The sequence below is a fragment of the Bradyrhizobium sp. USDA3010 genome, from assembly GCF_056429065.1.
Genome location: NZ_JBWJZD010000015.1, coordinates 143,129 through 167,010, shown reverse-complemented (window position 1 = coordinate 167,010; position 23,882 = coordinate 143,129). Strand labels below are relative to the sequence as shown.

General features: G+C 65.1%; 20 protein-coding genes. 13 read left to right on the top strand and 7 right to left on the bottom strand.

Annotation, left to right across the window (positions count from 1 at the left end; all coding sequences use genetic code 11):
- Positions 1-42: 42 nt before the first annotated feature.
- The 3 genes from AC066Y_RS23190 to AC066Y_RS23180 are packed head-to-tail and all read left to right on the top strand — an operon-like array spanning position 43 to position 2,710.
- On the top strand, positions 43-786 hold the full coding sequence (locus AC066Y_RS23190; protein ID WP_478275887.1) for a 2OG-Fe(II) oxygenase: 744 nt from the start codon (positions 43-45) through the stop codon (positions 784-786).
- A 12-nt stretch (positions 787-798) separates the two neighbouring features.
- A complete protein-coding gene (gene alkB / locus AC066Y_RS23185) occupies positions 799-1,452 on the top strand; it encodes a DNA oxidative demethylase AlkB (RefSeq protein ID WP_478275886.1) in 654 nt (217 codons plus the stop codon).
- 43 nt (positions 1,453-1,495) lie between these two features.
- Positions 1,496-2,710: an MFS transporter gene (locus tag AC066Y_RS23180; protein WP_478275885.1), complete on the top strand. Its 1,215-nt coding sequence runs from the start codon at positions 1,496-1,498 to the stop codon at positions 2,708-2,710.
- Positions 2,711-2,806: 96 nt separating this feature from the next.
- On the opposite strand, the gene AC066Y_RS23175 is transcribed toward AC066Y_RS23180, so the two are convergent.
- The 6 genes from AC066Y_RS23175 to hpaH all read right to left on the bottom strand — a co-directional run bounded on the left by AC066Y_RS23175 (position 2,807) and on the right by hpaH (position 9,342).
- On the bottom strand, positions 2,807-4,435 hold the full coding sequence (locus tag AC066Y_RS23175) for a thiamine pyrophosphate-dependent enzyme (RefSeq protein ID WP_478275884.1): 1,629 nt from the start codon (positions 4,433-4,435) through the stop codon (positions 2,807-2,809).
- A gap of 24 nt (positions 4,436-4,459) precedes the next feature.
- The gene (locus AC066Y_RS23170; RefSeq protein ID WP_478275883.1) at positions 4,460-5,332 is read right to left on the bottom strand and encodes a fumarylacetoacetate hydrolase family protein; all 873 of its coding nucleotides are present in this window, start codon (positions 5,330-5,332) and stop codon (positions 4,460-4,462) included.
- Positions 5,333-5,494: 162 nt separating this feature from the next.
- Positions 5,495-6,478 carry a 3,4-dihydroxyphenylacetate 2,3-dioxygenase gene (gene hpaD, locus AC066Y_RS23165; protein ID WP_478275882.1) on the bottom strand — a complete coding sequence of 328 codons (984 nt, stop codon included), beginning with the start codon at positions 6,476-6,478 and terminating at the stop codon, positions 5,495-5,497.
- Positions 6,479-6,578: 100 nt separating this feature from the next.
- Complete coding sequence (hpaE, locus tag AC066Y_RS23160) at positions 6,579-8,123, bottom strand: 5-carboxymethyl-2-hydroxymuconate semialdehyde dehydrogenase (protein ID WP_478275881.1); 1,545 nt, start codon at positions 8,121-8,123, stop codon at positions 6,579-6,581.
- Positions 8,116-8,514 carry a 5-carboxymethyl-2-hydroxymuconate isomerase gene (locus AC066Y_RS23155; protein ID WP_478275880.1) on the bottom strand — a complete coding sequence of 133 codons (399 nt, stop codon included), beginning with the start codon at positions 8,512-8,514 and terminating at the stop codon, positions 8,116-8,118. The genes hpaE and AC066Y_RS23155 overlap by 8 nt, the downstream gene beginning before the upstream one ends.
- A 21-nt stretch (positions 8,515-8,535) precedes the next feature.
- Positions 8,536-9,342 carry a 2-oxo-hept-4-ene-1,7-dioate hydratase gene (gene hpaH / locus AC066Y_RS23150; RefSeq protein ID WP_478275879.1) on the bottom strand — a complete coding sequence of 269 codons (807 nt, stop codon included), beginning with the start codon at positions 9,340-9,342 and terminating at the stop codon, positions 8,536-8,538.
- A 110-nt stretch (positions 9,343-9,452) separates the two neighbouring features.
- Between hpaH and hpaR the strand changes: the two genes are divergently transcribed.
- Positions 9,453-9,986 (top strand): homoprotocatechuate degradation operon regulator HpaR, encoded by a 534-nt coding sequence (hpaR, locus tag AC066Y_RS23145; RefSeq protein ID WP_478275878.1) that lies wholly within the window; start codon positions 9,453-9,455, stop codon positions 9,984-9,986.
- Between the two features lie 15 nt (positions 9,987-10,001).
- Here the strand turns inward: hpaR and AC066Y_RS23140 are convergent, their stop codons facing one another.
- Positions 10,002-10,997: a GntR family transcriptional regulator gene (locus tag AC066Y_RS23140; protein ID WP_478275877.1), complete on the bottom strand. Its 996-nt coding sequence runs from the start codon at positions 10,995-10,997 to the stop codon at positions 10,002-10,004.
- A gap of 288 nt (positions 10,998-11,285) precedes the next feature.
- Here AC066Y_RS23140 and AC066Y_RS23135 point away from each other — a divergent pair, with 288 nt between their 5' ends.
- From AC066Y_RS23135 to AC066Y_RS23095, 9 genes are all read left to right on the top strand, one after another.
- Positions 11,286-12,431 carry an ABC transporter substrate-binding protein gene (locus AC066Y_RS23135; protein ID WP_478275876.1) on the top strand — a complete coding sequence of 382 codons (1,146 nt, stop codon included), beginning with the start codon at positions 11,286-11,288 and terminating at the stop codon, positions 12,429-12,431.
- 72 nt (positions 12,432-12,503) lie between these two features.
- On the top strand, positions 12,504-13,379 hold the full coding sequence (locus AC066Y_RS23130) for a branched-chain amino acid ABC transporter permease (protein ID WP_029082157.1): 876 nt from the start codon (positions 12,504-12,506) through the stop codon (positions 13,377-13,379).
- On the top strand, positions 13,376-15,148 hold the full coding sequence (locus tag AC066Y_RS23125; RefSeq protein WP_478275875.1) for a branched-chain amino acid ABC transporter ATP-binding protein/permease: 1,773 nt from the start codon (positions 13,376-13,378) through the stop codon (positions 15,146-15,148). Before AC066Y_RS23130 ends, AC066Y_RS23125 begins: the two co-directional genes overlap by 4 nt.
- Positions 15,148-15,876: an ABC transporter ATP-binding protein gene (locus AC066Y_RS23120; RefSeq protein ID WP_478275874.1), complete on the top strand. Its 729-nt coding sequence runs from the start codon at positions 15,148-15,150 to the stop codon at positions 15,874-15,876. Before AC066Y_RS23125 ends, AC066Y_RS23120 begins: the two co-directional genes overlap by 1 nt.
- 36 nt (positions 15,877-15,912) lie before the next feature.
- A complete protein-coding gene (locus tag AC066Y_RS23115; RefSeq protein WP_456757789.1) occupies positions 15,913-16,998 on the top strand; it encodes a malate/lactate/ureidoglycolate dehydrogenase in 1,086 nt (361 codons plus the stop codon).
- Between the two features lie 39 nt (positions 16,999-17,037).
- Positions 17,038-17,814 carry an HpcH/HpaI aldolase family protein gene (locus AC066Y_RS23110; protein ID WP_092125098.1) on the top strand — a complete coding sequence of 259 codons (777 nt, stop codon included), beginning with the start codon at positions 17,038-17,040 and terminating at the stop codon, positions 17,812-17,814.
- 202 nt (positions 17,815-18,016) lie between these two features.
- The gene (locus AC066Y_RS23105; protein WP_342710480.1) at positions 18,017-19,540 is read left to right on the top strand and encodes a UxaA family hydrolase; all 1,524 of its coding nucleotides are present in this window, start codon (positions 18,017-18,019) and stop codon (positions 19,538-19,540) included.
- A gap of 337 nt (positions 19,541-19,877) precedes the next feature.
- Positions 19,878-20,381 (top strand): GDSL-type esterase/lipase family protein, encoded by a 504-nt coding sequence (locus AC066Y_RS23100; protein ID WP_478275873.1) that lies wholly within the window; start codon positions 19,878-19,880, stop codon positions 20,379-20,381.
- Positions 20,382-20,605: 224 nt separating this feature from the next.
- On the top strand, positions 20,606-23,872 hold the full coding sequence (locus AC066Y_RS23095; RefSeq protein ID WP_478275872.1) for a transglutaminase family protein: 3,267 nt from the start codon (positions 20,606-20,608) through the stop codon (positions 23,870-23,872).
- The last annotated feature ends 10 nt before the right edge of the window (positions 23,873-23,882 follow it).

Genomic DNA, 23,882 nt, shown 5'->3' with positions numbered 1-23,882 from the left:
ATCGGGTGGCGCCAGCCGCGCTCAAGGGCCAGATTCCGCCTCATGACAGCAACAGCCAAAACCATCACTCGCCCAGCCACCGACATCCCCGCCCGCGTTGATGCGCTCGACTGGGACCAGATCACGACCGACCTCGACGGGCAGGGCTGCGCCGTCCTTGGCGGCCTGCTGAAGCCAGCGGAATGCGACGCCATCGCCGCGCTCTATCCCGATGACAGCCGGTTCCGCAGCCGGGTCGTGATGGGCCGCCACGGCTTCGGCCGCGGCGAGTACAAGTATTTCTCCTATCCGCTGCCGGACCTGATCGCGGAGCTGCGGCCGGCGCTGTATGCACGGCTGACCGCGACCGCCAATCGCTGGAACGAGACGATGGGGATCGAGATCAGCTATCCGCCGTCGCACGCCGCGTTCCTGAAACGCTGCCATGATGCCGGGCAGACGCGGCCGACGCCGCTGCTGCTGCAATATGGCGAGGACGACTATAATTGCCTGCACCAGGATCTCTATGGCGAGCACGTGTTCCCGATCCAGGTCGCGATCCTGCTGTCGCAGCCGGGGCGCGATTTCACCGGCGGCGAGTTCGTGCTGACCGAGCAGCGGCCGCGGATGCAGTCGCGGCCCGAGGTGGTGCCGCTGACCAAGGGCGATGCGGTGGCCTTTGCCGTACACCATCGTCCGGTGCAGGGGACGCGCGGGCCTTATCGTGTCAATCTGCGCCATGGTGTCAGCCGGATCAGGTCCGGCCATCGCCACACCGTTGGCGTGATCTTCCACGATGCAAAGTGAGTGTGCAGAGGCGTGGCTGCTGATCTGTTCGAGACGATTGGTGATACCCGGCCGCCGCGCGAGACGATCGCCGACGGCGCGGTGCTGTTGCGCGGCTTCGTCCGGCCGTTCGAGGCCGAACTGATCCCGGCGTTGCGCATTATCGTCAAGCAGGCGCCGTTCCGGCATCTGATCACGCCGGGCGGCCACCGGATGTCAGTCGCGATGACCAATTGCGGCAGCGTCGGCTGGGTCTCCGATCCCAGCGGCTATCGTTATGATCCAATCGATCCTGACTCGGGACAGCCCTGGCCTGAAATGCCGGAGGTGTTGCGCAGGCTCGCCGCCGGCGCCGCCGCCGAGGCCGGCTTCAACGGCTTCGCGCCAGAGGCCTGCCTGATCAATCGCTATGTCCCCGGCGCAAAATTGTCGCTGCATCAGGACAAGGACGAGCTCGACTACGGCGCACCGATCGTTTCGATCTCGCTTGGGCTGCCGGCGATCTTTCTGTTCGGCGGCCTGAAGCGCAGCGATACGCCGCGCCGCTATCGGCTCGAACACGGCGACGTTGCGGTGTGGGGCGGACCGTCACGGCTATTTTATCACGGCGTCGCGGCGCTCGCTGATGGTGAGCACAGCGTGCTCGGCCGCCAGCGCATCAATCTGACCTTCCGCAAGGTGCGTTGATGCCCCCCTCCCGCAAATGAGGGAGGTGGTCTAAACTCGGATCATGACCACCAAGGCCGATCACGCGGTCAACCGCACCGGCGTCTATCTCGCCGTGCTGCAGCTCGTGTTCACGCTGGGCTGGACCACCTACCTGATCTATCTGCCCAAGCTGTGCGCCGATGTCGGCATCGCGCCGTCGACCGTCATCCTGATCCTGATGATGGACCAAGGCATTTTCACCGTCACCGACACCGCGATGGGCATGGCCGCCGACAGGATTGCAAGCCTGGTCGGCCGGCTCGGCGTGTTCGTCGGCGTTCTCGCCGCGATCTCCTGCGCCGCCTTCGTCGCGCTGCCCTATGTGGCCGGCATCGGACCGGGCGCGAAATTCTGGCTGATCGTGTTGATCGTGATCTGGTCGGTCACATCGTCTGCCTTGCGCGCGCCGCCACTGACGCTGCTCGGCAAGTATCGCGCGCAACCCTCGGTCCCGTTCCTCGCCGCGCTGGCGATGCTGGGCTACGGCATTGCCGGTGCGGTCTCGCCCTATCTCGGGGTCGTGCTGCGCGATCATGACGCGCGGCTGCCATTCGTGCTGTCTGGCGTCGTGCTGCTGCTGACTGCGCTCGCGTTCTCAGGGATCGAGCGCCGCATCGCCGAGGAGGTGCAGCCCGAGCGGCTTGCGGCACCGGCCAAGCGGCTCGGGGCGGTGCCGATGTTCCTGATCGGATCGATGGTGTTGCTCTCGCTCGGCTATCAACTGCACTTCAACATCAACAGCGTCCCGTTCTATTTGCGTTTTGCCAGGCCGGACAATCTGCAATGGCTGATGCCGGTGTTCTGGATCGGCTTCAACATCGCGATGTTTCCGGCGAGCATTGTCGTCAAGCATCGCGGCGGGCTGATCGTGATGGGTGCGGCGGGATTGCTCGGCGCATTCGCCATCGTGGCCGCGGAGATTGCGGGCAGCCTCAACGTCCTGATCGTGGCGCAATTCATGGCGGGGGCAGCCTGGGGCTGCATGCTGATGAGCGCGGTGTCCGCAGCGCTTGCGATCGGGGAGACCGGCGCCGAAGGCAAGGTCACGGGCCTCGTGTTCTCGGCGCTGGCGCTCGCGACCTTTGCGCGGATGGCGGCGGTCGCGGGCGGCCTGCAGAAGATACCGGACTATGCGCCGCTGGTGCATTGGGCGCCGGTCGCCTGCTGGTCGGTCGCCGGCGCCGGCCTGCTCGTGATCGCCGCGTCGCGGCTGCAACGCGGCGTGAAGAACAGCTAGAGCTTTGGTTCTGACTGAATCAGAACCAAAGCTCTAGATTCTTGTTTTGACGCGGTTTCTTCACGCGAACCGGTGTCCACTTCGCTCGAAAACGCTCTAGTTGTTCCTCGCCGGATGGATGAACGCCCAGGGCGAGACTTCCGAATCCGTCGGCACTTCCACCGAGATCACGTAAGGCCCGCCATCGGCCAGCGCCTTCTCCAGCACGGGGCGGAAATGATCGGGCGAGGTGACGCGCGCGGCACCGACGCCGAAGGACTCCGCGAGCTTGACGAAATCGGGGTTGACCAAATCGGAGGCAACGACGCGGCCGTCGAAGCGCTCGCGCTGGTCGCGGCGGACATTGCCATAGGCATTGTTGTTGAACACCAGGGTCACCACGCCGATCTTGAACTGCACGGCAGTGGCGAGCTCCTGCACGCCGAACATGAAGCCGCCGTCGCCGGTGATCGCGACCACCGGTCTGTTGGGGTTGGCGACCTTGGCGCCGAGCGCGGTCGGGAAGCCCGAGCCGAGCGTGCCCTGATAGCCCGAAGTGACGAAAGTGCGCGGTTCGTAGATCGGAAAGCCGTACCAGGAGGCGAAGCCGACCTGCGACAGTTCGTCGGTGACGATGGCGTTCGCCGGCAACACCTCGCGCAGGATCTTCAGATAGGCCATCTGTGGCTGGATGCGCTGGATCTCCTGCTCGGCGGCGGCGGTCGCCTCGCGGATCGCGGCGCGGCGGCCCGTGATCTTGCTGTAGCCGGCCTTGCGCACGGCCGCGATGAGGTCGGCGGTGCCGGCCTTGGCGTCCGCGATCACGCCGGCGTCGGCCGGCCAGCGGCGCAGCTCGACCGGGTCGATGTCGATCCGCACGCATTTCAGTCCGGCCGGCTGATAAGGCCAGCGCGACATCGTCGGCAGCTCCATGCGGGTGCCGATGCCGATCATCAGGTCGGTCTTTGGCCACAGCTTGTAGGCCGCGGCCATGGTGAGCCCGAGTTCATGCGCGTTGGAGACGATGCCGCGGCCGCTGCGGAATGCGACCACCGGCGCGTCGATCATCTCGGCCAGTTCGAGGATCTCCTCGCGGGCCTCGATGGCGCCGCTGCCGACGAAGATCATCGGCGCCTTGCTGCCGGCGATTAGATCGGCGGCGGCCTTGATGCGGTCCGGATCGGGCTGCGGCGCCGGCAACGGGTCGAACGGCTTGACGGGGGTAACCTGGGTGCCCTGGGTGAACACATCCCACGGCATCTCAAGCGACGCGGGACCGCGGCGGCCCGACAGCATCTCCTGGAATGCACGCGACACCATCGCGGGCGCGTTGTCGGGATATTCGATTCGGTCGGCCCATTTCACGAAGGTGCGCAGCGTCGCAAGCTGGTCCGGCATCTCGTGCAGATGGCCACGGCCCTTGCCGAGAAATTGCGTCGGCACCTGACCGGTCAGGCACAGCACCGGCTCGTTGCAGCCGAATGCGGTGAGCAGCGCCGCCGAAGCGTTGAGCACGCCGGGACCGGGCACCACGCTGAACACGCCGGGCTTGCCAGAGGAGCGGGCATAGCCGAACGCCATATAGCCGCAGGCCTGCTCATGCCGGGCGCCGATCACCTTGAGCTGCGCCTGGTGGAAGGCATCGAACAGGCCGTAGATCTGCGCGCCGGGCAGGCCGAACACGGTGTCGACGCCGTGGGCGACGAGGCCGTTGACGATCGCTTCGCCGCCGGATGTTGAGGTCATGGCACTGTCCACTTGCTTGTGAGGTTAGGTGGCTTCGTCGACGACGCCGTTGCGCAAGATACCGACGCCTTCGGCCTCGACTTCGACGTCATCGCAGGGCTTCAGATAGCGCGGCGGATCGAACCGCGCACCTGCGCCGGTCGGCGTCCCCGTGACGATGATGTCGCCGGGAACCAGCGTCGTGAAGGTCGAGATGTAGTTGATGAGGTAGCGGAAGCCGAAGATCAAGCGCGAGGTGCGGTCGTCCTGCCTGACTTCGCCATTGACCCGCGTGATCAGCCGGATGTCGGCGATCTGCGCCTCGTCGGTGTAAGGCACGATCCACGGGCCGAGACTGCCGGTGGAATCGAAGTTCTTACCCTGGGTGACGTTGAACTTGGCGTGGCGCACCCAGTCACGGATAGTGCCTTCGTTGCAGAGCGTGATCGCGGCGATGTGATCGAGTGCGGCGCTCTCGGCAATGTGCCGGCCGGCCTTGCCGATCACCAGCACCAGCTCGCCTTCATAGTCGAGCTGCGGCGAGATGCGCGGCCGCACGACGGGCGTGTTGTGGCCGACGAAGGAACGCGGCACCCGCAGGAACATGCTGGGATATTTCGGCGCGTCCGAGCCGTCCTTGTACTCGGCATTGCGGTCGGGATAGTTGACGCCGATGCAGATGATCTTGTCCGGCGCCGGGATCGGCGGCTGCCAGGTCACTGCGTCCAGCGCGTGGTCGGGCCCGCGCTTGGCGGCGTCCTCCACGAGCCCGTTCAGTGCGCCGGCAGCGATCGCCTCACGCAGCGTCGGATAGTCCCTGGCGAAGCGCGACGAGAGGTCGACGATGCCGGTGTCGGTAACGGCGCCATATTGCGTGGTGCCGTTGACGGAATAGGTGGCGAGGCGAGGGGCTGACATTAGCAATCCATTCATTGGTGTCGTCCCGGCGAAGGCCGGGACCCATACGCCGCGGCCACCGGAATGGGTACGCGGCTAGACATTCATTCGGCAACCCTATTCGGTGGTTATGGGTCCCGGCCTTCGCCGGGACGACGAGGATGGTGTTCGTTGCATGCGTGCTTAGTCTGCAACCAGCACGTCGGCGACGAAGCGGGGCTCGCGCACCGTCTGGCCGGCGAAGGTCGAGCCTTCCTCGAACCAGGACCGCGGCGCCGGTGCGCCCCACAGCGTCTGGCGCCGCGGATCGCGCAGCGACCAGCGCAGCGGCTCGTGGTCGTGATCGCCGGTGAAATAGTCGCTGGTGTAGAGCTCGATGCGGTGGCCGTCGGGATCGCGGATGTAGAGGAAGAAGGCGTTGGAGATGCCGTGCCGGCCCGGGCCGCGCTCGATGTTCGCGAGGAAGCCGGAGGAGGCCATCACGTCGCAGAGATGCACGATGTTCATCGCGGTCGGCACCCAATAGGCGATGTGGTGCAGGCGCGGGCCACGGCCGTTGGTGATGGCGAAGTCGTGGACATTGCCCTTGCGGTGCATCCAGGCGGCTGCGATGCGGCCGTTGTCGCCGTCCTCTTCGGCATATTCGGTGAGGCGGAAACCGAGCCGGGCGTAGAAATCGACGGTGTCCTGCACTTCGGCGGCGAACACGTTGAAATGGTCGAGCCGCTGCGGATGGCAGCCCTTGTAGAGATCGTAGCGCCGCAGCAGATGCGGACGCTTCTCCATCGTGGCGTAGAGCTCGATCTGGAACCCGAACGGATCGGTGAATTGCAGCGTGCGGCCCTGGAACGGCTGGTCGACGAAGGCGTAGGTAATGCCGTTCTCGGAGCAGAAGGACGCCGCCTTGTCGAGGTCGCCGTCGTTGCCGACCTTGAAGCCGAGGCGGTTACAGGCAGCCTTCGCTGCCTTGCGCAGCACCACCGAGTGATGCTGGTGCTCCTCGCTGGCGCGCAGATAGACCGATTTGTCGTCGCGGTCCTCGATATGGAGGCCGACGGTCTTTTCGTAGAAGGTGGCGCTCTTCTCCAAATCCGTGACGTCGAGCACGGCATGGCTGCAGCGGATGATGTTGAACGGCGGATCGAAGACGTGGGTCGGAACGGGCATCGCGGTTTCCTCAATTTGGCTCGTCATTCCGGGATGGTCCGAAGGACCAGACCCGGAATCTCGAGGTTCCGGGTTCGCTGCGCGCCCCGGAACGACGGGTTCAGATTCCCAGTTTCTGAATCTTGTGCGTCCCGCGCGCGAGCGAGACGTGCTTGGTTTCCATGTAGAAGTCGAACGAGTAGTCGCCGCCGTCGCGGCCGATGCCGGAGGCTTTCATGCCGCCGAACGGGGTCGGCAGGTGGCGGACGTTTTCCGAGTTGAGCCAGATCATGCCGGCTTCGAGCGCGTCCGCGACGCGCAGCGCGCGGCCGACGTCGCCGGTCCAGACATAGCCGGCAAGGCCGTACTGCACGCCGTTGGCGATCTCGATGGCGTCAGCCTCGTCACGGAACGGGATCGCGGTCAGGAACGGACCGAACACCTCCTGCTGGGCCACGCGCATTGTCGCGTTGGCGCCGGTGACGAGGGTTGGTTGCACATAGTGCCCGCCCCCCGGACCGTCATGCGGCTTGCCGCCGACCGCAATCGTCGCGCCGTCCTGCCTGGCGACGTCGAAGTAGCTGCAGACCTTTGCGAAGTGCCGTTCGTGGATCAGCGGCCCGATCTCGGTCGCCGGATCGAGGGGGTGACCGACCTTGAGTGCCTTCACGCGCGCGGCGAGCTTTGCAATGAAGGCGTCGGCGATGCTCTCCTGGACCAGGAGGCGGCTCGACGAGGTGCAGCGCTCGCCGTTGAGCGAGTAGATCATGAACACGACGGCATCGAGCGCACGGTCGAGATCGGCATCGTCGAACACGATCACCGGATTCTTGCCGCCGAGCTCGAAATGCACCCGCTTCAGGGTCGGCGCACCCTGCGCCATGATCGCGGATCCCGTCGTACTCTCGCCGACGAAGCCGATCGCCTTGATCGCGGGGTGCTCGGTCAGCGCCTTGCCGGCGTCCTCGCCGAAACCATGCACGGTGTTGAACACGCCGTCGGGCAGACCGGCCTGCTTGGCCAGCTTGACCAGGAGGTCGGCGGTCACCGGCGACCATTCCGCCGGCTTGTGCACGACCGTGCAACCCGCGGCCAGCGCCGGCGCGATCTTCCAGGTCGAGAGCATGAACGGCGTGTTCCACGGCGTGATCACGCCGACCGGGCCGATCGGCACGCGGGTCGAGATGTTCCAGTGCTCGTCCGAGGGCGTGTTGAGGCCATCGCGGGCTTCGCCGCATTTGTCGGCGAAGAAGCGGAAATTCTCCGCGGCACGGATCGCGGCCTTGGCCATGAAGCGGTGCGCCTGGCCGGTGTCGATGCATTCGAGCACGGCGATGTCGTCGGCGCGCTCCTCGATCGCGTCCGCCACGCGATGCAGCAGCTTGCGCCGCTGCGCCGCCGGCATGTCGCGCCAGGCCTTGAAGGCTTTCGACGCGGCGGTTGCGGCACGGTTGATATCCTCGGCGTTGCCGCGCGCGACCGTCGCCAGCACGGTGCCGTCGATCGGCGATTTCGTCTCGAAGGTCTGGCCGGAGGCTGCCGGCACGACCTTGCCGTCGATCACATGGCCGATGCCTTCGGCTTTTAATTTCGCAAGCAACGGACTGGCGCGATCGCGATTGGCCTGGAACACGTCGGCGGTGGATGTCGGGGTGGCTTTATCCATTGACCGTCTCCACCTTCAGTGCGTCGTGGACGTTGTTGCGTTTCCAGCTCGTTTCCTTGTCGCTGATCTGCATGTCGAACGACAGAGCGAACTTGCTGTTGGCGAATACCGGATCGAGGTGGGCCGACAGCGCCTCGAAGATGTGCTCGCCGGCCTTCTTGCGCGCGGCGAGGTCGCGGCCTTCGCCGAGACGGAGCACCATGTCGAGGAAGCCGTAATTCTTGCGGCCGTCGGCGATCGCGTAGTGCTCGCATCTGATGGCGCGCACGCGGATGCCGCCGAGCGGGAAGATACCGGTCTCGACCGCGGCTTTGCGGACCAGTTCGACGGTCGCGCCCATGTCGACGAGGCCGTCGAGATTGGCGGAGTATTCAATCGTGAAATGCGGCATGCAGCTCTCCTGCTGAGTGCGTCAGGCGAAGTAGCAGCTCACGGAACCGTAAGGTCCGTAGTCGGCCTGGATGGTGTCGCCCTTGCGGGTCTCGGTCGGGCGGATGAAGGAGCCTGCAAGCACGATCTGTCCGGCCTCCAGCGCCAGCCCGTTCGGGGCGATCTTGTTGGCGAGCCATGCCACCGCGATCGCCGGATGATTCAACACGCCGGCGGCCAGACCGGTTTCCTCGAGCTGGCCGTTTCGGAAGCAGAGCGCGCCGATCCAGCGCAGATCGGCTTCGAGCGGGCGGATCGGGCGGCCGCCGAGCACAATACCGGCATTGGCGGCGTTGTCGGCGATGGTGTCGAAGATCTTGCGCGTCGCCTTGGTCTCGGGGTCGACGCGCTCGACCCTGGTATCCAGGATCTCCAGCGCCGGCACCACGAAGTCGGTGGCGTTGAGCACGTCGAACAGCGTGCAATTCGGCCCCGCCAGGCGATGCTTCATCACGAAGGCCAGCTCGGCCTCGACGCGGGTTGCGATGAAGCGGTCGGTCGGCACCAGGCCGCCATCGGCAAAGAACATGTCGTCGAGCAGGATGCCTGAATCCGGCTCGTCGATATTGAGCGCGCTCTGCATCGCCTTCGAGGTCAGGCCGATCTTGTGGCCCTTGACGACGCGCCCCTGCGCCACCTTCATCTCGACCCAGGCCTTCTGAATCGCGTAGGCGTCTTCGAGGGTAATGCGGGGGTATTCCAGCGAGAGCTGGCGGATTTGCTTGCGGGTCTTTTCCGCATTGTCGAGCCGTTCGGCGGCAGCGCGGATATCGTCCTTGGAGAGGGCCATGCGTGATACACAAAAGTGGATGCCGGGAGATGATTAACATGTTAAGTGAATTCCCGCAAACTGAATCAGGACATGCTGCAGCGCAAAATTTTGTTGCGGTGGATTAGGCGATGGCGCGCAAGAAATTAGATGAGATCCGGCCAGGGCAGGGCGACGACGCATCGTCGCGGCGGACCCCAATGCGCGAGTTCTCTCGCTCGCTGCCGATGTCGCTGCTCCGTGCGCGCGAGGCGGTGATGCGGCAGTTCCGTCCGTCGCTTCGCAATCACGGGCTGACCGAGCAGCAGTGGCGGATTTTGCGCGCGCTCACCGCGGTCGATGAGATCGAGGTCACCGAGCTCGCCCGCGTGGCGTTTCTGCTCGGCCCGAGCCTGTCGCGAATCCTGCGTGATCTCGAGGCGCGCGCGTTGATCGAGCGCAAGGCGGCGGAGAACGACGGGCGGCGCGCGGTGGTCTCGATCTCCGCCAAGGGGTTGAAGCTGATCGAGGCGGTGGCGCCGACGTCGGAGGCGATCTACGCCGAGATCACGCGGCGATATGGCGCGCGCAAGCTTGCCGAGTTGCACGAAATGCTGGGCGCGCTGGAGGCAAGCCTCGCCGGAATGGGCTCGGCCGATGACGCCGAAGTCGAGGCCGACGAGTAATCGCGGCGATGCCGCTCACGCCATGTAGGGCACGCGCGAGATCACGTTGATGGCGCGGAATTCGGCAATCCAGCCGGCGACCTTGGAGTGCGACCATTCGATATGGCGGCGCAAGGTCGCGGCGGCTGTGTCGCCGTCGCGGGCGCGCAAGGCTTCGATGATCACCAGATGCTCGTCCATGAAGGAATCGATCTGCGGCGCGGTCAGGGCGACCTGGATGTGCTTGCCGATCACGAAAGCGCAGTGGGTGCGCTTGAGCGCTTCGACCATCTCGCGATTGATGCCGTAACCCAGGCAACGGATATGGAGGTCGCCCTCGATCTCGTCGAGTTCGCCGACGCCGACGCGGCTGCGGAATTGGATGCCCTCGCGCAGCCGCTCCGCCATCCGGTCAAGCAGTGCGGTCGGAATCCTCGCCGTAGCGGATTTGAGGAGCAGCGGCTCGAGGGTTGCGCGCACCTCGAAGATGTCGCGCAGGCGATCCTCGTCCAGCGGCACCACATACCAATGCGCCTTCGCGCCTTTCTCCAGGATTCCGATCGCCTGCGCACGTAGCAGCAAATTGCGCGCAACCGTGCGCCCGACCCGGAAGTGCCGCGCCAATGCGAGTTCGCTGACGCGGAAGCGTCCGAACAGCGACCGGTAGATGATCTCGCGTTCGAGCTTGTAGTAGAGCGTATCCCAGGCGTCGCTGCGCACCGCCTCGACGGGGCCGTCGGTCAGCCCAAACATCTCCGGCGTGATCGGGACGCGCCGCGGGTCGACCTTGCGCTTGCCGGCGATGACGCCGCGGCCATCGAAGCGGCGCACCAGGCCGATGTGCTCGAGCTGTTCGAAGGCCTGCCGTACCGGCGAGCGGCTGGAGCCGAACAAGGTCGCGATCGCCGATTCGGAGAGAACCGTGCCGGGTGGCACGTCGCCAGTCCGGATGTGCTTCGCCAATGCGCTCTTAATCAGCGCATAGGCCGGCTGTTTTCGTCTGGTCTGCGATTTCGCTCTTGGAATCGACATCGATGACTGCCCGCCGGTCACACTATCATGTGATCCCGTCATGGTCGCTGGTAGCAGGCATTTACACACCGTTGCCAGCGACTTTTGACTATTGCGTGCAATGTGCAATCATGTTTAGCTATGTCAAACGCCAGATTGATGGCCGCCGTTGCGCGTCTTGTGCGCTGCAAGCGACGCTCACGTTTGTTCGTCGTGCCGATTGATGGCTGCGGATAGGGCAATCGATCGACGCGTCAGCTCGTTTCAATGCAGCCGATATGCAAGTCGGCGCACCAAAGGGAGGATTGAATGAAACTGACGAGACGTGAGTTTTCCGCCGGCTTGGCGGCAGGTCTCGCTGCTCCCACGCTGCTGCGCAGCGCCTGGGCACAGGGAGCGACCATCAAGATCGGCATGTGCGTGCCGGTGACCGGACCGGCGGCTGAGCAGGGCCTGTGGGCCCAGAACGGCGCCAAGCTGGCGCTGGCCGCGGTCAACAAGGCCGGCGGCGTGCTCGGCAAGCAGGTCGAGCTCGTCATCGAGGACGACCAGACCACCAATCCGGGCATCGTGCTGGCGTTCTCCAAGCTTGCCGCGCAATCCGACATCGTTGCCTTCCTCGGCTCGATCCGCTCGACCCAGGTGCAGGCGATGGCGCCCGATGTGATCAAGGTCGGCAAGCCGGTGATGATCGGCGGCACCAATCCCGATCTCACCCATTCCGGCAATCCATGGCTGTTCCGCTTCCGCCCGAACGACAATTATTCCGGCCGCGTGATCGCCGATTTCGGCGTCACCACGCTCGGCAAGAAGAAATGGGCGATCGTCCATTCCACCGACGCCTTCGGCACCGCCGGCGGCAAGGCGCTCACCGAGGCGCTGACCAAGCTCGGCGCGCCGCCGGTGCTTGACCAGGGCTACGCCAACCAGAGCCAGGACTTTACCCCGGTCGTGCTGGCCGTGAAGCAGTCCGGCGCCGACGTGCTCGGCACCTACTTCACCTTCGAGAACGATCTCGGCATCTTTGCCCGGCAGTTGCGCCAGCTCGGCGTCAACATCCCCTGGGTCGGCTCACCCTCGGTGGTCGCGGTCTCCTCGACCAAGCTCGCCGGTCCCGCGCTGTTCGGCACCTACGGCGTCGCCGACTTCGCCGAAGACTCGAGCGATACCGCGAAGGCGTTCGGCAAGTCCTATCGCGATGCCTACAAGACCGCGCCCGACAACCAGAGCGCCTGGCCGTACGACGCGATCACCATCCTGTCGGCGGCGATCAACAAGGCCGGCTCGACCGATCCGAACAAGATCCGCGACGCCATCCTGGCGACGCAGAAATTCGCCGGCGCCGAAGGCGAGTATAATTTCGACAAGAACGGCGACGGTCTGCACGGCTACAACGTCGTGAAGAACGACAAGGGCAAGATCGTCTACGACAAGCACATCGACTTCAACGATTGATCGCGGCTCGGCCTCGCCGGAGGAACCGGCGAGGCCGATCTTCTGCGCACACTGTTCTGATCGAGCGCTGTCATGGATCTGGTTTTACAACTGCTGTTCACCGGCATCGGCATCGGCGCGGTCTACGCGCTGGTCGCGCTCGGTTTCGTACTGATCTTCCGCGCCACCAACGTGGTGAACTTCGCGCAAGGCGAGTTCTCGATGGTGGCCGCCTATCTGATGGTGGTGTTCTCGGTCGATCTCGGCTGGCCTTACTGGCTGTCGTTCCTGATCGCGCTCGCCGGCATGGCGCTGTTCGGCGTCATCTTCAATCTCGGCGTCTATTATCCGCTGCGCCACCGCACCTATCTGCCTGTCATCATCGCCACCATCGGCGCCTCGATCCTGCTGTCGAACTCGGTGCTTGCGATCTACGGCCCGCAACCGCAGGTGCTGCAGGGCTGGTTCGATACGCCCGGCATCCAGCTCGGCCCGGTCTATCTCGACAGCCAGTATCTGTTGATCATCGGCGTCACGATCCTCCTGGTGCTGTTCAATTTCTGGTTCTTCGAGAAGACGCTGCTCGGCAAGAAGCTGCAGGCGACCTCGCAGGACAAGGAGATGGCCTCGCTGCTCGGTATCTCCGTCTCCACCATGATCATGATCACCTTCATCTATTCGGCCGTGCTCGGCGGTCTCGCCGGCATCCTGGTGGCGCCCGTGCTGTTCGTCTCGATCCAGATGGGCTCGACCATCGCGCTGAAGGCGTTTGCCGCGACCATCATCGGCGGCTTCGGCGATGTCGCCGGCGCCATCGTCGGCGGTCTGGCGCTCGGCGTCATCGAAACGTTCGGTGCCGCCTACATCTCGGTGCCGTACAAGGACGGCTTTGCCTTCCTGGTGCTGATCGCTTTCCTGGTGTTCCGGCCGCAGGGCATCTTCGGCGAACGTGTCGCGGAGAAAGCATGAGCGCCAGCGACAACATGATTCCGGCGCCGGCCGTGCGCTCGAAGCCGCTGATCATCCGCCATCTGCCGTATTTCATCGGCGCGGCCGCGCTGGTCGCGCTCGCCGCCGGCATGCAGTTCGACGGCTACATCCTCAACATCCTGCTGCAGGCGACGACCTTCTCGATCGCGGTGTTCGGGCTTTCGGTCGTGCTCGGCCTGTGCGGCCAGATCAACCTGGCGCAGGCCGCATTCTTCGGCTTCGGCGCCTATGCGGTCGGCCTCGGCACCGCCGACCTGCATCTGAACTTCTGGCTTTGCCTGGTCGGCGCCTGCGCGATCACGCTGGTCGCCGGCGCGTTCCTCGGCATGTCGACGCTGAGGCTCGGCGGGCACTACCTTGCGATGGTGACGATCTCGTTCCAGCAGATCGTGACGCTGGTGATGATCAACGCCATCGGGGTGACTCACGGGCCGGACGGCGTCGCCAACATTCGCCGGCCCGAGCTGTTCCAGTCCTCGCAAAGCTATCTCGCTTTCTGCGTCGCGATGCTTGCGATCGTCGGCTATCTGGTCTGGCATTTGCCTGACACCAAGCTGGGCCGCGCCATGCGCGCGGTGCGCGACAACGAGCTCGCGGCCGGCGTCAACGGCATCGACGTGTTCCGCACCAAGATCTACGCCTTCGCGGTGTGCGCGGTGCTCGGCGGCCTCGCGGGCGGCCTGTTTGCCGGCGGCTTTGCCTATGTCAGCCCGGACCAGTTCTCGTTCGCGGAATCGATCGTATTCCTGACCATGTCGCTGCTCGGCGGCGTGGCCTCACCGATCGGCTCGGCGATCGGCACCGGGCTCTTGATCCTGATCCCGGAATGGCTGCGCTTCCTGAAGAGCGTGCCGGGCCTCTACCTGGCAATCTACGGCCTGTCGGTGATCCTGATCATCCGCTTCATGCCGGACGGCATCTGGGGCTTCGTGTCCGACGCATTCACACGCTGGCGCGCGCACACCAAGGCGCCGCCGGTTGCCGGAGCGCTCCAGCTCAAGCCCGCGACCACAGGCGGCGACATCGTGCTCGAAGTCACCGGGCTCTCGAAGCACTTCGGCGGCCTCAAGGCGGTCGATGGCGTCGACATCGCGGTGAAGCGCGGCGGCGTGCATGCGCTGATCGGACCCAACGGCTCCGGCAAGACCACGACGCTGAACGTGCTGTCCGGTCTCTACAAGGCAACCGCCGGCAGGATCGTGCTCGACGGCACCGACATCACCAGCATGGCGCCACATCAGCGCACCGCGGCGGGGCTTGGACGCACCTTCCAGAACATCCGCCTGTTTCGCTCGATGACGGCGCTGGAGAATGTCGAGATCGGCGCCGAGCGGCCCGGCAACACCATGATCGGGAAGGGCGACGACGCACTGACCGAGCGCGCGATGGAGGCTTTGACCTTCGTCGGTCTCGGCAACCGCGCCAACGAATTGATATCGAGCTTCTCCTACGGCCATCAGCGGCTGATCGAGATCGCGCGGGCGCTGGCCTCGAACCCGACGCTGCTGCTGCTCGACGAACCGGCCGCCGGCCTCAACTCGACCGAGAAGCTCGAGCTGCATGAGCTGCTGAAGCGCATCGCAGCGCAAGGCCTCACCATCCTGATCATCGATCACGACATGACGCTGGTCTCGGAGGCAGCCCAGCACATCACCGTGCTCAACTTCGGACGCCGCATCGCCGACGGCGAGTCCATGGCGGTGCTGCGTCATCCCGACGTCGTCTCCGCCTATCTCGGGAGCGAATGATGCCGCTGCTCGAAATCCGCAATCTCGTGGTCCGCTACGGCGAGATCGAGGCGCTGCGCGGTGTCACCATCGCCGTGGAGCAGGGCCAGGTGGTCACGCTGCTGGGCGCCAACGGCGCCGGCAAGTCGACCACGCTGCGCGCGATCTCAGGCCTCGCCAAGCCTGCCTCCGGCGACATCCTGTTCGACGGTCACTCGATCGCAGGCCTCGGGCCGGAAGCGATCGTGCGGCTCGGCATTTCGCATGTGCCGGAAGGCCGCCGCGTATTTCCGGGTCTCACCGTGAAAGAGAACATCATGCTCGGCGCGTCGAACCGGAAGGTGTCGGCGTCGCAGATCTCGCGCGAGGCCGACGCGATGTTCGACCTGTTCCCGGACATCCGCGCCTTCTCCAACGCGCTCGGCTGGACGCTGTCCGGCGGCCAGCTGCAGATGGTCGCGGTGGCGCGCGGCCTGATGGCCAAGCCGCGGCTGTTGCTGCTGGATGAGCCCTCGCTCGGGCTGGCGCCTGTCATCGTGCAGGCGGTATTCCGCATCATTTCGCAGATCAGGAAGGACACCACGGTCTTGCTCGTCGAGCAAAATGCGCGCATGGGACTTTCAGTCGCCGATCACGGCTTCGTCCTCGAAACCGGGCGGATCGTGCTGGGCGGCAAGCCCGACGAATTGTGGGGCAACGAAGCCATCGCCGCGGCCTATCTCGGCGGCCACGCCAAAACCAACGCCTGACAACGCACTGTGCTTCATCGAGCGAGCTAGTCTTTCATGGTCACCATCAAGGTCGATAATCTCATCAACTTCGTGTCCGAGGTGTTTTCCCATTCGGAGTCTTCTCCGGAAGAGGCGAAGCGCATCGCGACCTATTTGACGACCGCGAATCTGACAGGCCATGACAGCCACGGCGTGATCCGCGTGCCGGTCTATGTCAGGTGGAAGAAGATGGGCTCGATCGTGCCGAACCAGACCCCCGAGGTCGTGGTCGACACGGCCTCGCTCGCGGTGGTCGACGGCAAGTTCGGCTATGGCCAGACTGTCACGCCTGTCGCGGTCAGGCTTGGCATCGAGAAGTGCAAGAAGGCAGGGCTTGCCGCCGTCGCGCTGCGCAACTCCGGCCATCTCGGCCGCGTCGGCGACTGGGCCGAGATGGCTGCCGCCGAAGGCCTCGTCTCGATCCATTTCGTGACTGCCGCAGGCTCGCTGCTGGTCGCGCCTTACGGCGGTGTCGAGAAGCGCCTGTCGACCGCGCCGTATTGCGTCGGCATTCCGCGGCAGGGCCAGGATCCGATCGTGCTTGATTTCGCGACCTCCGTCGTCGCCGAGGGCAAGTGCCTGGTGGCAAGCCGTGGCGGCAAGAAGCTGCCGCCGGGCGCGCTGGTCGATGCCGACGGCACGCTGAGCGAGGATCCGCATGTGCTGTATGGCCCGTACACGCCGGACGGACCGCGCGACCATACCAAGGGAACCGGCGCGATCCGTGCTTTCGGCGACCACAAGGGCTCGGGCCTCGCCTTCATTTGCGAACTGCTCGGCGGCGCGCTGACCGGCACCGGCGCGACGTCGTCGGACCGGCGCTTCGCTAACGGCATGATGGCGTTCTACATCGATCCCAAGGTGATCGACACCAGCAATTTCTTCGACGGCGAAATCACCCGCTACACCGATTTCATCCGCGCCACCAAGCCGATCGCGGGCACGGAGTCCGTGCTGGTTCCGGGCGATCCCGAGCGGAAAACCCGAGCCGATCGCACCAGGAATGGCATCCCCTTGCCTGACGACACCTGGGCGGCGATAGTGAATACCGCGCGCGAAGTCGGCGTCAGCGAAGTTTCGATCCAGCGGGCGACCAGCTGAGGCTCGTCCCCCAATAAACCGCAAAGGGAAACGCGATCAATGGCAAACAAGGTCAAGCAAGTCTGGGCGTCGGGCAAGGCGGTGGTGAACGCGTGGCTCGCGATCCCCTCCGGGTTCTCGGCCGAAGTGATCGCGCAATGCGGCTTCGACAGCGTCACCGTCGACATGCAGCATGGCGTGCAGGATTATCAGTCGATGGTGCAGTGCTTCCAGTCGATGCATGCCCATCCGGTCACGCCGATGGTTCGCGTGCCGTGGAATGAGCCGGGCATCATCGGCAAGGTGCTCGACGGCGGCGCCTATGGCGTGATCTGCCCGATGGTCAACACGCCGCAGGAAGCCAAGAACCTGGTTTCCTACGCCAAGTATCCGCCGAAGGGCGTGCGCTCCAACGGCCCGATCCGCGCCGGCATGTACGGCTCGGCCGGCACCTATCAGCAGACTGCCAACGACGAGATCGTGCTGCTGCCGATGATGGAGACCAAGACCGCGGTCGAGAACATGGAAGCGATCCTCGATGTCGAGGGCATCGACGGCGTCTATATCGGACCGTCCGATCTCGGCTTCTCCTACGGCCTGGTGCCGAAGCTCGATCGCGACGAGCCCGAGATCCTCAAGATCTACGAGAAGATCATCAAGGAGTGCGGCAAGCGCGGCCTCAACCCGGGCATCCACTGCTCCGGCGCCGAGGGCGCGGTGCGCGCGATCAACATGGGCTTCAAGCTCGTTACGCTGTCGAACGAGGTCGGCTTGATGCAGGTCTATGCCAGGATGCAGGTCAACCAGACCCGCGAGAAGTCCGGCGGCAAGGCGTAAGGACTGTCCGCAATGTTAGCTCTGCTCCCTCGCCCCGCTCTTGCGGGCAGAGGGTTGGGGTGAGGGGCCTCCATCCGGCGAGCACTTTGTTTGCGATTGCGCGTGTGCCTTGCCCCTCACCCGAATTCTCGCTGTGCGAGAATTCGACCTTTCCCCGTAAAGGACGGGGAGAGGTGAAGATAAGGACAAAGGAGAAACTCCCATGGCCTCGGCACAAGTGATCCGTCTGCACGCCGACGACAGCGTCCTGATCGCGCGCGCGAGCCTGCCGCCGGGGCTCGAGGTCACCGAAGGCGTCACCACGGTCGATCGCATTCCGGCCGGCCACAAGGTTGCGATCAAGCCGATCGCGACAGGTGAGCCGATCCGGCGCTACGGCCAGATCATCGGCTTCGCGACCCAGCCGATTGCGCCTGGCCAGCACGTGCATACGCAGAACTGCGGCATGGGCGATTTCGCCAAGGACTATGCCTATGGCGTCGACGTCAAGCCGGTGCCGAATTTCGATCTGCCGGCGACCTTCGAGGGCATCCGCCGCGCCGACGGCCGCGTCGCGACCCGCAATTATATCGGCATCCTCACCTCGGTGAATTGCAGCGCCCACGTTGCTGGAATCGTCGCCGACATGTTCAAGAAGAATCCGTTCACCGGCGACAACCCGCTCGCCGATTTCCCGAATGTCGACGGCGTCGTCGCGCTGACCCACAAGACCGGCTGCGGCATGACCCAGGACGAGCCTTTGGCACTGCTTCGCCGCACGCTCGGCGGCTACGCGCGCCATGTCAATTTCTCCAACGTCATCGTGCTCGGCCTCGGCTGTGAGGTGAACCAGATCGGCGGCCTGATGGCCGAGCAGAAGCTCGCCGGCCGTCTGCGCGCGATGGACATCCAGGAGGTCGGCGGCACGCGCAAGACCGTGGAAGCCGGCGTGGCCTTCGTGAAGGAAGCGCTCACTGACGCCAACAAGGTCAAGCGCGAGGCGGTGCCGGCAAGCGAGCTCACCGTGGCGCTGCAATGCGGCGGCTCTGATGGCTACTCAGGCGTGTCGGCCAATCCGGCGCTCGGGGCCGCGAGCGATCTGCTGGTCCGCCACGGCGGCACGGTGATCCTCTCGGAGACGCCGGAGACCTACGGCGCCGAGCATCTCTTGACCCGTCGCGCCGTCAGCCGCGAGGTCGGCGAGAAGCTGGTCGGCCTGATGCGCTGGTGGGAGGAATACACCCAGCGTGAAGGCGCCGAGATGAACGCCAATCCGAGCCCCGGCAACAAGGCCGGCGGTCTCACCACGATCCTAGAGAAGTCGCTCGGCGCAATGGCCAAGGCCGGCAGCACCAATCTCGTCGACGTCCTGCATTATGCCGAGCCCGTCACCAAGAAGGGCTTTGTGTTCATGGACACGCCCGGCTACGACCCGGTTGCAGCCACGGGGCAGGTCGCCGGCGGCGCCAACCTCGTCTGCTTCACCACCGGCCGCGGCAGCGTGTTCGGCTGCAAGCCCGCACCCTCGATCAAGCTCGCGACCAATACGCCGATGTACAAGCGGATGGAAGACGACATGGACGTCAATTGCGGCACCATCCTCGACGGCGAGGAGAGCGTGCAGGAATGCGGCCAGCGCATCTTCGACCTGATCCTCAAGACCGCCTCGGGCCAGCCGACCAAGAGCGAGAGCTTTGATTTCGGTGGTGCGGAGTTCGCGCCGTGGGTCTTGGGCGCAACGATGTAGCATCGCGTAGCCCGGATGAAGCGCAGCGAAATCCGGGACGCTCTCACCGTGGATAGAGATCCCGGATTGCGCTTCGCTTCATCCGGGCTACAGGTTTAGGAGCTACAATCCGGGCCGTATCCTCTGTCGTCCCGGCCTGGTGCGCAATTGCGCACGGGGCCGGGACCCATACCGCTTGATCTATCGATTGGGGGCGGTGGCAGACACCGTCCGCATCACCACGGCCGGTGGTTATGGGTCCCTGCTTTCGCAGGGACGACAAGGAAGTGCGTTGGCGAATGAAGCTTCCCGGATTACGCTTCGCTCCATCCGGGCTACGGACTGAATGGGGGGCAAGATGCGCGCGAGTCGACCGGGAATCATTGGATGCCTCGCGTTCCTGGCAGCCTTGGGTCTTGGCGTCGGTTCGGCTGACGCCGCGACCATCGTGGCGCTTGGCGCGAGCAACACCTACGGCAAGGGCGTGGCGCGCAACCAGGCCTATCCCGCGCAGCTTGAAGCAATCTTGCGGGCGAAGGGATTGAACGTCCGTGTGGTGAACGCCGGCATCAATGGCGACACCACCGAAGGGATGCTGCAACGCCTGGACCGCGCCGTCCCGAACGGGACCCGTGCGGTGATTCTACAGCCGGGCGGCAATGACCGGCGCAAGGGCAGCCCGGACCGGACCGCGGATATCCAAAGTCGACTGAGCGCCCGTGGCATCGCGGTGATCATGCTTCCTAACGGGATACTGGGCGGGCTCCCGCATCAGCCCGATGGCCAGCATTTGACTCCCGAGGGCTATCATATGCTTGCCGAGCAGCTTGCGTCGCAGGTATCCGGCGCGATCGGCCGCTAGCTATCGCGTAGCCCGGATGAAGCGCAGCGCAATCCGGGACTCTTGCTGCGGATGAAGACCCCGGATTTCGCGGAGCCTGTCATCGGGCGCGCATTCGCGCGACCCGTTGGCTCCATCAAGGCTACGGCTGCGCCCTTGCCTTGGGCAGTCGCTGCCCGTTGTTAGTGCTTGATGTCGACCGGAACCAGTGTTCTGCTCAAAAAAGCTGCTGGAGTCCTCGGTCCGTGTCGATCTTCGTCGCACTGCATCACGTCACGCACTACAAATACGACCGGCCGATCGATCTCGGGCCCCAGACCATTCGGCTCCGGCCCGCGCCGCATACCCGCACGCCGATCCTGAGCTACTCGCTCAAGGTCACGCCATCAAACCACTTCGTGAACTGGCAGCAGGACCCGCAGGGTAACTGGCTGGCGCGCTACGTGTTTCCGGAGAAGGCGACCGAGCTCAAGGTCGAGGTCGACTTCACCGCGCAGATGACAGTGGTCAATCCGTTCGACTTCTTCGTCGAGCCCTATGCCGGCAGCTTTCCGTTCGAATACCCCGGCGATCTCAAGACCGAGCTCGCGCCTTATCTTGAGACCGAGGTGCCGGGGCCGTTGCTCGCGGCTTATTTGAAGGACATTCCGCACAAGGCCGACTCGACCGTCAATTTCCTGGTCGAGCTGAACGCGCAGCTGCAGAAGAAGATCGGCTACGTGATCCGCATGGAGGCCGGCATCCAGACGCCGGAGGAGACGCTGGCCGCCGGCTCCGGCTCCTGCCGCGACTCGGCGTGGCTCTTGATCCAGGCGCTGCGCCATCTCGGGCTCGCCGCGCGCTTCGTCTCCGGATATCTCATCCAGCTGCGGCCCGACATCGATCCGCTCGAGGGGCCGCGCGAGGTCGAGAGCGATTTCACCGACTTGCACGCCTGGGCCGAGGTCTATCTGCCGGGTGCGGGCTGGATCGGGTTCGACGTCACCTCCGGCATGCTGACGGGCGAGGGACATATCCCGGTCTGCGCCACGCCACACTACCGCTCGGCCGCGCCGGTGACCGGCACCGCGGGCTTTGCCAATGTCGAGTTCGGCTTCGAGATGAGCGTCAAGCGGATCCGCGAGGCGCCGCGGATCACCAAACCGTTTTCGGATGAATCCTGGGCGCGGCTCGACCGGCTCGGCGAGCAGGTCGATGCCGATCTGCAGAAGGACGATGTGCGGCTGACCATGGGCGGCGAGCCGACCTTCGTCTCGGTCGACGATCTGGAATCGCCGGAGTGGAACGTCGCCGCGGTCGGTCCGACCAAGCGCGCGCTCGCCGACGAGTTGATCCGCAAGCTGCGCACGCGGTTCGCGCCCGGCGGCCTGCTGCATTACGGCCAGGGCAAATGGTATCCCGGCGAGAGCCTGCCGCGCTGGGCGTTCGGCCTCTACTGGCGCAAGGACGGCAAGCCGATCTGGAAGGATGCCGGCCTGATCGCTTCAGTCGAAAATCCGCGCAAGGCTGAGATCGCCGATGCGGAGCGCCTCGCAATCGGCATCGCCGCGCGGCTCGGCCTGAAGGCTGACTACGTCATGCCGGCCTTTGAGGACACTGCGTTCTGGCTCGAGCGCGAGGCTGGTTTGCCGGCCAATGTCAGCCCTGCGAATTCCAAATTGACCGATCCGGAAGAGCGCGCGCGGATGGCGCGGGTGTTCGACGAGGGGCTGACGACGCCGAAGGGTTACGTGCTGCCGATCCAGCGCTGGAGCCCGCTGGGCGATCGCGTGCCGGCGCGCTGGCGCAGCGAGCGCTGGAAGATCCGGCGCAGCCATCTGTTCCTCTTTCCGGGCGATTCCCCGCTGGGCTTGCGGCTTCCGATCGCTTCGCTCGAACACGTCCCGCCCGAGGATTTTCCCTATGTCATCGAGCAGGATCCGATGGCGCCGCGCGATGCGCTGGGGGAGATCGATCCGGAGCTGACGCGGGCGCTCAAGGACATTGAAGAGCCGCTGCCGGTGCGTACCGCGATGTCGATCGAGGTGCGCGATGGCGTGCTGTGCGCCTTCATGCCGCCGGTGGAGAAGGTCGACGACTATCTCGAGCTGATCGCCGCGATCGAAGCCGCCGCCGAACAGCTGCAGCTGCAAGTCCATGTCGAAGGCTACGCGCCGCCGTTCGATCCGCGGATCGAGGTGATCAAGGTGACGCCGGACCCCGGCGTGATCGAGATCAACGTGCAGCCGGCACAAAGCTGGCGCGAAGCCGTCGACATCACCCTCGGTCTCTATGAGGACTCCGCGAAGACGCGGCTCGGGGCCAACCGCTTCCTGATTGATGGCCGCCACACCGGCACCGGCGGCGGCAACCACATCGTGGTCGGCGGCAGCAAGCCGGAGGATTCGCCGTTCCTGCGCCGGCCCGATCTGCTGAAGAGCCTCGTGCTGTACTGGCAGCGGCATCCGTCGCTGTCCTATCTGTTCTCCGGCATGTTCATCGGCCCGACCAGCCAGGCGCCGCGCATCGACGAGGCCCGGCATGATGGACTCTATGAGCTCGAGATCGCGCTGTCGCACGTGCCGCCGCCGGGGATGGACGCGCCGCTGTGGCTGGTCGATCGCCTGTTCCGGCACATCCTGGTCGACATCACCGGCAACACCCATCGGGCCGAGATCTGCATCGACAAGCTCTATTCGCCCGATGGCCCGACCGGCCGACTCGGCCTGGTCGAATTCCGCGCGCTCGAAATGCCGCCCGACCCGCGGATGTCGCTGGCGCAGCAGCTCTTGATCCGGGCGCTGATCGCAAAGCTGTGGCGCGAGCCGCAGCAGGGCAAGTTCGTGCGCTGGGGCACCGCGCTGCATGACCGCTTCATGCTGCCGCATTTCCTCTGGGAGGATTTTGTGGGCGTGCTCGCCGAACTCAAGCAATCCGGTTATGACGTCGAGCCGGATTGGTATCAGGCCCAGCTCGAATTCCGCTTCCCCGCCTTCGGGCGGGTCCACCATGGTGGCGTCGGCCTCGAGCTGCGGCAGGCGCTCGAGCCTTGGCACGTGCTGGGCGAGGAGGGCACCGCTGGCGGCACCGTGCGCTACGTCGATTCCTCGGTCGAGCGGTTGCAGGTGAAGGCGACGGGTTTCGTGGAGGGCCGCCACGTCATCACCTGCAATGGCAGGCGGATGCCGATGACCGAGACCGGCCGCGCCGGCGAGGCGGTCGCGGGTGTGCGCTTCAAGGCCTGGCAGCCGGCTTCCGGCCTGCATCCGACCATCCCCGTGCACGCGCCGCTGACGTTTGACCTGATCGATACCTGGAACGGCCGCTCGCTCGGCGGCTGCGTCTACCACGTCGCTCATCCCGGCGGCCGCAACTACGAGACCAAGCCGGTCAATTCCTACGAGGCCGAGGCGCGGCGGCTGGCGCGCTTCCAGGAGCACGGTCATACCCCCGGCAGGATAGAACCACCACCGGAGGAACGCACAATTGAGTTTCCCTTGACCCTCGACTTGCGGACGCCGCTCCTGCAGTAATTGGGTGCAG